General features: G+C 43.6%; 10 protein-coding genes and 1 pseudogene. 7 read left to right on the plus strand and 4 right to left on the minus strand.

All coding sequences use genetic code 11. The features are described 5' to 3' along the window. The first annotated feature begins 1 nt into the window (after window position 1). From rnz to pyrB, 3 genes are all read left to right on the plus strand, one after another. On the plus strand, window positions 2–919 hold the full coding sequence (rnz, locus tag BM100_RS04060; RefSeq protein WP_092508191.1) for a ribonuclease Z: 918 nt from the start codon (window positions 2–4) through the stop codon (window positions 917–919). Between the two features lie 199 nt (window positions 920–1118). Next, on the plus strand, window positions 1119–1277 hold the full coding sequence (locus BM100_RS22935) for a hypothetical protein (protein ID WP_169924670.1): 159 nt from the start codon (window positions 1119–1121) through the stop codon (window positions 1275–1277). 65 nt (window positions 1278–1342) lie between these two features. Further along, the gene (gene pyrB / locus BM100_RS04065) at window positions 1343–2284 is read left to right on the plus strand and encodes an aspartate carbamoyltransferase (protein ID WP_092508193.1); all 942 of its coding nucleotides are present in this window, start codon (window positions 1343–1345) and stop codon (window positions 2282–2284) included. A gap of 127 nt (window positions 2285–2411) precedes the next feature. Here pyrB and BM100_RS04070 read toward each other — a convergent pair whose 3' ends face one another. Then, entirely contained in the window at window positions 2412–3194 is a 783-nt protein-coding gene (locus BM100_RS04070) for a PI-PLC domain-containing protein (RefSeq protein WP_092508195.1), read from the minus strand. 360 nt (window positions 3195–3554) lie between these two features. Further along, window positions 3555–5873, minus strand: a complete 2319-nt coding sequence (locus tag BM100_RS04075) for an FdhF/YdeP family oxidoreductase (protein WP_092508197.1) — start codon at window positions 5871–5873, stop codon at window positions 3555–3557. Window positions 5874–6270: 397 nt separating this feature from the next. Between BM100_RS04075 and BM100_RS04080 the strand changes: the two genes are divergently transcribed. Beyond that, window positions 6271–7014, plus strand: a complete 744-nt coding sequence (locus BM100_RS04080; protein WP_092508199.1) for a metallophosphoesterase family protein — start codon at window positions 6271–6273, stop codon at window positions 7012–7014. A 64-nt stretch (window positions 7015–7078) separates the two neighbouring features. On the opposite strand, the gene BM100_RS04085 is transcribed toward BM100_RS04080, so the two are convergent. Then, complete coding sequence (locus BM100_RS04085) at window positions 7079–8290, minus strand: DUF819 family protein (protein WP_092508497.1); 1212 nt, start codon at window positions 8288–8290, stop codon at window positions 7079–7081. Window positions 8291–8356: 66 nt separating this feature from the next. Continuing rightward, a complete protein-coding gene (locus tag BM100_RS04090; protein WP_139216931.1) occupies window positions 8357–9064 on the minus strand; it encodes a M15 family metallopeptidase in 708 nt (235 codons plus the stop codon). Between the two features lie 415 nt (window positions 9065–9479). Here BM100_RS04090 and pyrI point away from each other — a divergent pair, with 415 nt between their 5' ends. The 3 genes and pseudogenes from pyrI to nrdD form a co-directional block, all read left to right on the plus strand. Next, on the plus strand, window positions 9480–9944 hold the full coding sequence (gene pyrI, locus BM100_RS04095) for an aspartate carbamoyltransferase regulatory subunit (RefSeq protein ID WP_092508203.1): 465 nt from the start codon (window positions 9480–9482) through the stop codon (window positions 9942–9944). Window positions 9945–10062: 118 nt separating this feature from the next. Beyond that, entirely contained in the window at window positions 10063–10449 is a 387-nt protein-coding gene (gene ridA / locus BM100_RS04100) for a 2-iminobutanoate/2-iminopropanoate deaminase (protein ID WP_092508205.1), read from the plus strand. A 336-nt stretch (window positions 10450–10785) separates the two neighbouring features. Then, window positions 10786–12636: pseudogene (gene nrdD, locus BM100_RS04105) on the plus strand (anaerobic ribonucleoside-triphosphate reductase); the annotation flags it as partial. Window position 12637 lies beyond the last annotated feature (1 nt).

The following is a 12637-nucleotide window of genomic DNA, read 5'->3' on the forward strand; positions in this document are numbered from 1 at the left end:
CATGGAACTGAAATTTTTGGGCACCAGCGCGGGGATTCCCACCAAAGAGCGCAATGTCACCAGCCTGATCCTCGATTTACAAGGTGTCCGCAATGCACTGTGGATGTTTGATTGCGGTGAGGGGACGCAGCATCAGATCCTCCATTCCCCTGTCAAGATATCCAAACTGGAGAAGATTTTTATCACTCACCTGCATGGGGATCATATCTTTGGTTTACCCGGCTTATTGTGCAGCCGCTCGATGGGGGGTTCGACCGATCCGCTCACATTGTATGGCCCAACCGGCATACGCCAATTTGTAGAAACTTCGCTGCAATTGAGCAGCTCTTTTCTGACCTATCCGCTGGACATTATCGAAGTTCAGCCAGGGCAGTTATTTGATGATGGTGAGTTGAAAATCACGGCCTACGCTTTAAACCATCGCGTGGAATGTTATGGCTACCGCATTGAAGAGCACGATAAACCCGGTGCGCTGGATGCCCAAAAACTGAACCAGGATGCGATCCCCCGTGGCCCGTGGATGCAGGCATTAAAACAAGGCGATACCGTCACCTTGGAAGATGGCCGCACCATTTGTGGTAAAGATTATTTAGGAACGCCGATCCGCGGCAAGTCACTGGCTATTTTCGGAGATACTGAACCGACACCGGAAGCCCTGAAAATGGCCGCCGGAGTTGATGTCATGGTGCACGAAATTACGCTGGAAGATGCGTTTGCGGCGAAAGCCAATGAACGCGGGCACTCCACCACAAAGCAAGCCGCGACACTCGCGCGTGATGCCAAGGTAAAACATTTTATCGCTACCCATATCAGCGGGCGCTACGGCGTTGAAGATTGCCCGCGATTATTGGCTGAATGTCGGGAAATCTTCCCCAATACCGATCTGGCCGCAGATTTTGCCGTGTTTGCAGTGAAATAATTATTGCTCGGAAAATGCATGTTTTCTTATCAATGACGGGCTAATCTTGTTTCACCTTATTTGGATTTTGGCTTGATTATTTTTTGAAAAATAGGGGATGACTGAATGAAAACAGGTTTTACTATTTATTCGGCTTGTTAAGTATGACGATGCATTAAAACAAAAATTTCTTCCGGCAAACCTTGCGGTGAATGCTATCGTGAGTATAATGCGCGACGATTTGCTGGGAGAAAACATGAAAAATTGCGCGGTCAAAGCCGTTAAAAAACATCAAGCTAACGAAAAACTGTCTGCTGGCAGCGTGGGCGTATTGTTTTTCCCATTGCATAACCAAACATTTAAAAAGCCCCTCAATTGAGGGGCTTTTTTTTGTCTGCCCAGCCCAAGGCTAGCGTCATAAAGTCATAAAAGAGGAACGTACACATGGCTAATCCGTTATATCGCAAACATATCATTTCAATTAATGATCTGGATCGTGCAGATCTCGAATTGGTATTGCAGACGGCAGCTGCATTGAAAGCCAATCCACAGACTGAATTACTGAAACACAAGGTGATCGCAAGCTGCTTCTTTGAAGCCTCAACGCGTACCCGTCTCTCTTTTGAAACTGCCATTCAACGGCTCGGCGCTTCTGTGGTGGGTTTTGCTGACAGCAGCAATACCTCATTGGGCAAAAAAGGAGAAACGCTGGCAGATACTATTTCTATCATCAGCCAATATGCCGATGCGATAGTCATGCGCCATCCACAAGAAGGAGCCGCTCGTCTGGCATCTGAATTTTCCGGCCATATTCCCATCATTAATGCCGGCGATGGTGCAAACCAGCATCCAACCCAGACTCTGCTCGATCTTTTCACCATTCAGGAAACTCAGGGTAAACTGGAAAACCTGAAAATTGCTATGGTCGGTGATTTGAAATATGGCCGTACCGTTCACTCATTGACTCAGGCTCTGGCTAAATTCAACGGCAACCATTTCTGCTTTATCGCGCCGGATGCGCTGGCAATGCCCAGTTATATCCTGCATATGCTGGAAGAAAAACAGGTCAGCTATAGCTTGCACAACAATTTTGAAGACGTCCTGCCAGAGCTGGATATTCTGTACATGACCCGCGTACAGAAAGAGCGCCTTGACCCATCAGAATATGCCAACATTAAGGCACAATTCGTCCTGCGCGCAGCAGATCTGGTGAATGTGAAAGAAAACCTGAAAGTTCTGCATCCCCTGCCACGTATTGACGAAATCACAGTTGATGTTGATAAAACGCCATATGCTTACTATTTCCAACAGGCAGGAAATGGCATTTTTGCCCGTCAGGCATTGCTGTCTCTGGTTTTAAATGAAGAAGTTGTTATCAATCGTTAAGAAAAACAGACAGTGGTTAATATTATGATTGAGGAAATTTCCTTGATCATAATATTGTTTCTTCAGCCAGTGTTTTTATTTTTTCTCTTCGCCTGAAAAGGGGTTATGGCGGAATTTTCCATAAAATCTACCATAGCAAGTCGTCACGGGTTGCCAATTGCCGTCCAGCGTTTTCAAAAGTTTCTTTAACTTCTTGAAATGCTGCCCGTGTATCTTCATGATCATAATAATAGGTCACTTTAAAACCATATATAACTCCATCCAATTTAACATCGTTGACCAATTGCTTAATCAAATCCAATCTTCCATGCGCATATGTCCATGAGAATATTTTGTAAAATTTATTTGATTCGACACCTTTCTGTAATTCTTTTGTAGTTATAGAGAATCCACATCTTAAGCAAAAATAGCCATAATTCATCACCCTCTTTTCTCTCGGGATTTTATTTTCACTTTTCGAAAATACAGATAAAACTTTTTCATATCTCCCCCGAACAGACATAGCCTCTTTATCATTCAAATCCTTAGTAAGGACATTCCAAGCCCGTTTATATTGATTTAATTCAAAAAGAACTCTAATCCCATTAACTTCAAGAATATTGCGAGCTAAACTCCTTAATTTTTCTATCGCTGCGATATTATTTGGATCAGAGGAATAATCAGAATTTTTTACATCTAACCAGATAAAACAAATTTGCTTAATTGTATCATGCTTAATAATAGACTTAAATATATCTTCTGCTGTATCACCGTATGACGTTAATAAGCCATCATGATCTGCCCACCACCCTTGTTTCCACGCCGTACAGTCTATCTCAAGTGCATTTGCACCATGGGTTATAGCCGCAATTACACTTTTCTCTGTTAAAACGCGATGGGCAATTGCATAGAATGGTTTGTTAATTTCCATAACCGCCCCTTTTATTATTGGCCATTTTTAATTATTATTTCTTTGAATAATTCAACACTATCTATATTATAAAACCCATTCCAATTCCAACCACTTTATTTTAATTTTGTTGATGTTTAATTTAATCAAATATAGGAATCACATGAACATTAATATATTTAATATTCTTCATTGTCATTTTATAAAAATAGAATTAGGCGCTTATTATCAATAGGAAAAAAGATAATAATCAAGAATAATATAATATTAATTAGGGTGGTGTATTGACCAGCCCGGTTTTTAATGAAGAACATATTTCATCTTCAAAAACCGAGCCAGAGACGACGTGTTTATAACTAACGAAGTTTAGTCACAGAGATCTTATATCAGCCGCTGAAGTCCAGATTTAGGCTGTTCAGTGAGAGATAATCTGACCGGTACTGATTTTGAGGTAGGTGTGCCCGTCCCACTCCCAATACTTTCCATAGGAACCAGCGGGTTGGTTTCAGGATAGTAAGCAGCAAGGTTTCCACGTGGAATGTTGTAAGGAACCAACTTGAAACCAGAAATTTTACGCGTAATGCCATCATTCCATACGGTTTCTATATCAACCAAATCACCGGCCTGATAGCCCGATTGCGCTATGTCTTCCTGGTTCATGAACAAAATTTCCCGCTGACCATAAACCCCACGGTAACGATCATCCAACCCATATATTGTCGTGTTGTATTGGTCATGGGAGCGCAGCGTCTGCAATGTGAAAGGAACTTCAGCACCTTCAATTTGCGGGAACAGGGTTTTTGGCAATGGGGCATGACTGAATTCGGCCTTTTTGCTCGGTGTCGCAAAACGCAATTCAGCCGCGGCATTGCCCAAATAGAAGCCACCCGGGTTTTCGCATTTTTTATTAAAATCATTAAAGCCCGGAATGGTCGCCGCAATGTGGTCGCGGATTTTATTGTAGTCTCCCGCCAATTCCAGCCAATTGATGGTCTCAGTGTTGCCCACTGCCGCATTGGCGATACCCGCAACAATCGCAGTTTCGGAACGTTGAGTATCAAATAATGGTTTATTCACCCCTTCTGAGGCATGAACCATGCTGAAAGAGTCTTCCACTGTCACGAATTGTGAACCCGTTAGCTGAATATCACGCTCAGTACGCCCCAGAGTCGGCAAAATAAGGGCCTCTTTTTTACCGGTAACAAGATGGCTCCGATTTAATTTTGTACTGATGTGTACAGTCAAATCACAATGCTGTAAGGCTTCTTCTGTGCGCGGACTATCCGGCGCTGCTGCCGCAAGGTTTCCCCCTAATGTGATCAAGACCCTGACTTCATCACGTAGCATCGCTTTCAGTGCTTCCACAACATTATGCCCGTGGGCACGAGGGGGTTCGAATCCAAAATGCGCTGCCATGCTATCCAAAAAGGGTTTGCTCGGCTGCTCATTAATGCCCATCGTCCGATTGCCCTGCACATTACTGTGACCACGCACCGGGCAAAGGCCTGCGCCGGGTTTTCCTAATTGCCCGAACAGCAATTGAAGGTTTGCGATTTCACGTACAGTCACTAAAGAGTGTTTATGCTGGGTTATTCCCATTGCCCAAGTACAAATGACACGTTCCGCGTTCTGATAAATCTCCGCAGCTTCGCGCAGTTGTGCTTCGGTCAATCCTGATTGTTCTTCAATAAATGACCATGTGGTTACCGCAACTTCTTGCAAATAGGCATCCATACCCTCTGTGTGGCCGGCAATAAATTCCAGATCAAAAAGACCTGGCTTGCCTTCAGCCAACAGTGAGTTATGAGTCTCCAAAAGTGCCTTGACCATACCACGCACGGCCGCCATATCGCCGCCCAGTTTTGGCTGATAGTAGCGATGGCTGATTTCCCCGGCCATGGGCGTGATCACTTCGAGTGGTTTTTGTGGATCAGCGAAACGTTCCAACCCACGCTCACGCAATGTATTAAAAGTGACAATGCGGGCGCCATGTTCAGCCGCATGCCGTAAACTATGCAGCATTCTCGGATGGTTTGTACCGGGATTTTGGCCGAAGACAAAAATGGCATCCGCGTGATCAAAATCTTGCAGCCGAATGGTGCCTTTCCCGACTCCAAGGCTTTCCAGCAAGCCGTAGCCGCTCGCTTCATGGCACATATTGGAGCAATCCGGGAAGTTGTTTGTACCCAATACACGGCCAAACAGTTGGTAGAGCCACGACGCTTCATTGCTGGCCCGACCGGATGTATACAGCTCAAGCTGGTTTGGGTTATCCATCGCCTTGATGTGGCTGGCGATAAGGGCAAAAGCATTATCCCAGCTAATCGGTTCATAATGATCGGTCTGCGGGTTATAGCGCATTGGCTCAACAACCCGACCTTGGTATTCAAGGAAATAATCACTTTGCTGATAGAGGTTACTCACACTGTGAGTCGCGAAAAATTTTCGGTCAACATATCGACGGGTCGCTTCCCAAGTAACTGCCTTGGCTCCATTTTCACAGAAACTAAACAAGCTCTTATTGTCATCTCCCCATGCACATCCCGGACAATCAAACCCTTTGGGCTTGTTCATGCGCATCAGATTAACCATGTTTTTCAATGCTTGTTTGCTGTCAAAGACAAAGCGGGTAGTTGCCTCCAATGATCCCCAACCACCAGCAGCCGAGTGATAAGGTTTTATTTTTGATTTGAATTTCATGAAAATCTCTATTCTTTATGTCGTTATGCTGTGGCCAACACAAATGGCCACAAAATATACAGGTGAACCAATAACGCCGATCTCATTCATTCGCGGATGACCACCAATGAATCACAGGGGCGGACCGGGTAGCCTTCTTTCGTGATATAACCAAAACCGGAGCAACGGCTACCTGTTTATAATCATACTCCTATCCGCCCATAGTTGTAGTTATTCCGTGGATACACCATGAAAAAACCGACCCATTAGCGCCTGTATACCCAAATATTGCTGCTGAATTAATTCAAAAAAGCCTCTTTTGTTCATCCGATTTTTGGGATTACTTTATGATATTCTTTAAATTTTATGAAATATAAGCTAGTGATAAAAAAAGATGTAATAACAGAGGTAATAAAAAATGAAAGTTATTCACTTAACAGACATACATTTGACCCGAACAAAAGATCAAAAAATGTTTAATGTGAATCCTTATGATAATTTTGATTTTGTCTGCCAAGAAATATCCAGAATAAAAGAAATTTCTGAAATAGAGTTAATTATCGTTTCCGGTGATATTACACATGATGGTGATATCGAGGCTTATCGATATTTTTTAGATAAAATGGAGTCACTGAAAAAACCTTATTTTGCCATACTCGGCAATCATGATCTCAAAGAGAATTTTGATATCGTGCTGGCAGAGGAAAAAAGAGAATATATTGTCAATTCGAAAGAATATAACCATAGCAACTGGCATCTTATGTCTGTTGATACTGTTGTTGCGGGAGAAGATTATGGGGCGATATCTAAAAATAATCTGGCCGAGTTAGAAAGAAAACTCATTGAAAAAAGCCATCTTGATCTCGCTATATTCATGCACCACCATGCAATGCCGGTCGGCACGCCGCTGGTGGATAGCAGCAAATTAAATAACGGCGAAGCGCTGCTGGCCCTTTGTGAAAAATACAAGGTTAAATTTATCGGCAGCGGACACGCACACAATGCCCGCATTTGGCATCACAATAATATGACAGTCAGTGTTGCCCCTGCTGTGGTATTCCAATGGTTGCCGGGTATCGAGACGGTCGAGATATCACAAGGTTTCGGTTTCAATATTATTGATTTTTCATCCGATGTATCCATAACATCCTGCATTTATTAATGCCAGTTTCCTTTGTCCATCAAGTTGCAGCGTTATTGGCTGCACTTGTTTCTCTCACGGAAGTTTATCCCACGACAAAATAAACAAACGTCCCGACGTAATTTCCAATCACGTAACCAACGGTTCCGATGACCATAATCGGCCCAACCAGATCAACCCATCCCCGGCTGATTGCCATTGCGGCTGCGGTAGTTGGGCCGCCAATATTGGCATTGCAGGCAAGTATGTTTTCTTCAAGACTGAATTTAAATACTTTGCCTGCGGCAAAAGTCAGTATCAGGTTGATCATCGCAATGACAAAGACGAAAGCAAATAACAATGGCGCTTGGCTGATGATGACGCGTATGGATGTCGGAATGCCTATCACAACAAAGAACATGTAAATGGCATAAGTGCCCAGTTCTTGAGTGCCGTTCAGTTTGCTGAAGGTCTCTTTAGAAATTGAAACAATAATAAAAGTGATGGAGGTCAGGAGCAGGTATTTATCCGTGATCAGGCTGAAAAGCAGTTCCTGATAAATATTATTTGGTTGTCCAAGCAGCGCTTTTAACCCGGCGGCAAGATGAAATGACAAAGTGACAATGAAAATAGACCATGCCAATGATAAGGCTATATCTTTCAGGGCAATGTTTTTCGGCTGCCAATAAGCCTCTGCCAGAGTGTGGAACTTGTCCAGGTTGGGATTTTTTTCTACTTTATCCGCATATGGACTCCCCCAGAATTTCCTCGCTGCGGCCCAGCCGGATAAAGTGATCAGAATGATAAAGTAACCCGCCATCATGAAATTATCGGCGATAATGGCAGAAGCAACCATATCCTGAGAAGTCCCCAGTTTGGCTGACATTGCGACAAAGTTAACGCCGCCTCCTGTATAAGAGGCCGCCATCATGCCACTGATTTTATCCAGCTCTGGAATGTATGATTTAAAGAGATGGAAAGAAACTATCGCCCCGATCATCGTTGCCATAGAAGAAATCAGAAACAGTATCAGTAATCTTCCACTTTCCCTTATGATGCGTTGGAAATTAGTTTTGAATAACAGCAAGGGAATCGATAAGGGCAGGACATAACCCCAAACAGCGTCATAAACAGGCGCTTCCGTGGGAATAATATGCAGATTGGACGCAGAAACCGCAATGAGCAATGCGAGCACCGATCCCGGTATTTTCGAAGCCCATTTGAAACGCTGTTCTGCCATTATGGCAACAGCCACGGCAATCATAATAAAAGCCCAGAGAGTTAATGAATTATCAGCAGCAATCAGTGTATTTTCCATTAGTTCTCCCGGCATTTTGATATTCACAAAGCGGGTATCAACCCGCTTGATCATGGGTAAAATAACTTATTCTTGATTGGTTATTCCATCTATCGCGCCATAAATAGCTGTTTCATTTTTATAGAATGCCCACAGGGAATTACCATAATCATAGTGCCACCATTCAGTGGGTAAACTACTAAATCCAACCTGTGTCATAACACTATATAACAATCGACGATATTGCGTAGCCGGCATATACCTTTCAGGATCGGCTTCTAATGCCGCAGTATAAGAAAGCTCGCTCACTTCATCGAATTCAGTTCCCAAAAACAGAGCTTGCCCAGATTCCATATCAAAAAGGGTCACATCCACAGCGCCCCCCGTTAGATGAGGGCTGACTTGAACAACATCCGCTGAAGCCGGAGCCACGAATTTCTGCAACATTCGCTGCTGCTCTTCGGGAGGCAGGTGAGCATATTCAAGTGCAATCTCGGCCTGCATTTGATCTTGCAATGCTTGCTGGGCTTCCCGTGAACGCCAGCCATCCAATACCAAAATCCCTAGATGTGCGGGTAATAGCTGTGATGCCATGATGAGTTTTTCTGCCACACTCTTTCTCACCTTACAAGACTCAACAGCCCCTTTGACTCCCGACTGAAAATAAGCCGCTTTCTGTTTTAGTTTATCTTTATCAATAATTGTTTCTAAAGGTTCATGGCATTCTTCAATGGGAATTTTGTTAATGGTTGGCCAATCGACACCTTTTACTGCCCCTGTCATGATTTTTTCCACAGAATCTTCCTTTACAGCGATATTTTCAAAAATAAGCGGCAATAGATTTAACCTTACGCAGAATCTTAAATTACATTTTAAGCTGTATCTTAAACCGCATATTGTTATTAACTATTAAATAGACACCCTTCATCTTTTAAGTTGCAGCGTTATTGCCACATTGTTAGGCCTAACTATTTAAACCTAGCATTTAGATTTATTGGATATAAGCCACTCAAACAACAACACCATTACATATTGACAACACTGGTGTAAAACAACGGATTTTACGCATGTTTTTTCAATAAGTTAAATCATCTTTTGAGTTAAAGAGTTAATCAGATGAAATGCCAAATAGTCTGTGACAAAATAAGTCAGATTTTCTGATCCCCTAATATTTGGAGGAGGAATACCGAGAAGGTATTCGTAACACAACATGACCCAAGACCATCAATTACAAGTAGAAGCCATTAAATGTGGCACCGTTATCGATCATATTCCTGCACATGTCGGCTTTAAATTATTATCTTTATTCAAACTCACAGAAACAGATCAACGTATTACCATCGGTTTGAATTTGCCTTCCAACCATTTGGGCAGAAAGGATCTCATCAAGATTGAAAACACTTTCCTGACCGAGCAGCAAGCAAATCAACTCGCGATGTACGCTCCGCATGCCACTATTAATAACATTGAAAATTATGTGGTCGTTAAAAAAATGCCCATCAACCTGCCAGAGCAAATCGACAGTATTCTTGTCTGCCCGAACAGCAATTGCATCAGTCACAATGAGCCGGTCGAAAGCAGTTTTCATGTCGTATCTGCCAAAGATGATGTGGTGCTACGCTGTAAATATTGCGAAAAAGAGTTCGACCGTCAGGCTGTCATTAAAAACGATTAAAAAAACGTTTCAAGCCATTTAATGCATGTCCAGTATCATTTGATGCAAAACTTGGGATCACTATAATAACTGGCTATCTCACAAGATTTTCAATCCAGACGTTAAACAGGAGTTTCTAATGTCACGTTCTATTCATACCGAAAATGCACCAGCAGCAATCGGCCCTTATGTTCAGGGTGTTGATCTGGGCAGTATGGTTATCACTTCCGGCCAGATCCCTGTTGATCCAAAAACCGGGGCGATCCCAGAAGAAGTTACGGCTCAGGCGCGTCAATCTTTGGAAAATGTTAAAGCTATCATCGAGCAATCTGGCCTGAAAGTGGCTGATATCGTCAAAACGACAGTATTTGTCAAAGATTTAAATGACTTTACGGCCGTGAATGGTGTTTATGAAGCCTTCTTCAATGAACATAATGCGCCATTCCCTGCCCGCTCTTGTGTTGAAGTGGCCCGTCTGCCAAAAGATGTGAAAATCGAGATCGAAGCTATCGCCGTCCGCAGCTAGTTTGCAACAAGGCTTTTAATTACGGTTAAGATTAGTCTTGATAATTTTTTATCATGATAATGCCCAGCCCTGATAGTTTCTCTGTCAGGGTTATTATTTCCAGCCTGCCTTTACCTCCCTGTCAGACAACCATCATTTTCTTTGTCTTAGATCAACTTTGTCATTTGTATATTCGCTCAAATAATCTATATATTGTGTTTAAATACACAAAACACACCATATATGGTATTTATACACAAGATTATCCACACCCCACAAAAAGCGATCACTCATGTCATTTGCGCCTGTGGATATCATATTGAGGAGCCTATTGTGAATTCCGATAAATGGCATGATCGGTTAGATCAGGAAATTCGTGGTTTGATCGAGCAAAATAATGTCTCCCTGCTCAATGAAAATGCGAATAAAGACAGCAAAGTGATCCCAACACAACGCGATTTATTGGCGGGGATCGTCGCCAGGCAGTATGCCAAGCAACACATGCTGCCACACGATGTGGTTCTGGCGCATGAAAAAGGCGAAATTCACTATCATGATCTGGATTACGCCCCTTTTTTCCCCATGTTCAATTGCATGTTGATCGATTTGCAAGGCATGCTGACCAACGGCTTTAAAATGGGCAATGCAGAGATTGAACCACCTAAATCCATTTCTACAGCAACCGCAGTGACCGCCCAGATTATCGCGCAAGTTGCCAGCCATATTTATGGTGGTACAACGATTAACCGCATTGATGAAGTTCTCGCGCCCTTTGTCAAAGCCAGTTATGACAAGCATCTCGCCATTGCCGAAGAATGGAAAATTGCAGATCCGGCTGCCTATGCAGATGCCCGCACCGAAAAAGAGTGTTATGACGCGTTTCAATCTCTGGAGTATGAGGTGAATACACTCCATACCGCCAATGGGCAAACCCCATTTGTTACTTTTGGGCTTGGGTTGGGGACGTCAAAAGAATCCCGCCTGATTCAAGTTTCTATCCTGCGCAACCGGATTGCCGGATTGGGGAAAAACCGCAAGACGGCCGTTTTTCCTAAACTGGTTTTTGCCATTCGGGATGGGTTGAATCATCGATTTGGCGATCCTCACTATGACATTAAATTATTGGCATTGGAGTGTGCCAGTAAACGCATGTATCCCGATATTCTTAATTATGATCAAGTCGTCCAAGTCACAGGTTCGTTTAAAACCCCGATGGGATGTCGCAGTTTTCTCAGCGCTTATGAAGAAAATGGTCAGCAAATTCACGAAGGTCGCAATAATTTAGGCGTTATCAGCCTGAATTTGCCCCGCATTGCACTCGAAGCCAAAGGCCAGGAAGCGGAATTTTGGTCAATTTTGGATCAACGGCTGTCTATCGCCAAAAAAGCGCTGATGACCCGCATTGATCGCCTCGAAAATACAAAAGCCCGTGTTGCTCCGATCCTTTATATGGAAGGTGCCTGCGGTGTACGCCTGAAGGCCGATGACAATATTGCCGGGATTTTCAAACATGGCCGGGCTTCTATTTCGTTAGGTTATATCGGCCTGCACGAAACGATAAACGCGTTATATGGTAATCATATCCATCTTTTTGATGATGAACGCCGTCAGCAGAAAGCTATCGCTATCATTAAATATTTGCGTAAGGCCGTTGAGCAATGGAAACAGGAAACCGGTTATGGATTCAGTCTGTACAGCACGCCAAGCGAGAATTTATGCGACCGTTTCTGCCGTCTGGACATGGCTGAATTTGGGGTGATTCAGGGCGTTACCGATAAAGGCTACTACACCAACAGCTTCCATCTGGATGTAGAAAAGCGGGTCAATCCTTACGATAAACTGGATTTTGAAGCGCCTTACCCTCCATTGGCAAACGGGGGCTTTATTTGCTACGGCGAGTATCCCAACCTGCAACATAACCTGAAAGCATTGGAAGATGTCTGGGACTACAGCTATTCGCGCGTGCCTTACTATGGTACTAACACGCCAATTGATGAGTGTTATCTGTGCGGATTTACCGGAGAATTTGCCTGTACCAGCAAAGGATTCACCTGTCCCCAATGCGGTAATCATGACTCAGCCCAGGTTTCAGTGATTCGCCGGGTTTGCGGCTATCTCGGCAGCCCCGATGCCCGCCCATTCAACGCCGGCAAGCAAGAAGAAGTGAAACGCCGCGTGAAGCATCTCGGCAATGGGGAAATAGGATGAT

Origin of the sequence: Xenorhabdus mauleonii (assembly GCF_900113945.1) — a bacterium.
Taxonomy (GTDB): domain Bacteria; phylum Pseudomonadota; class Gammaproteobacteria; order Enterobacterales; family Enterobacteriaceae; genus Xenorhabdus; species Xenorhabdus mauleonii.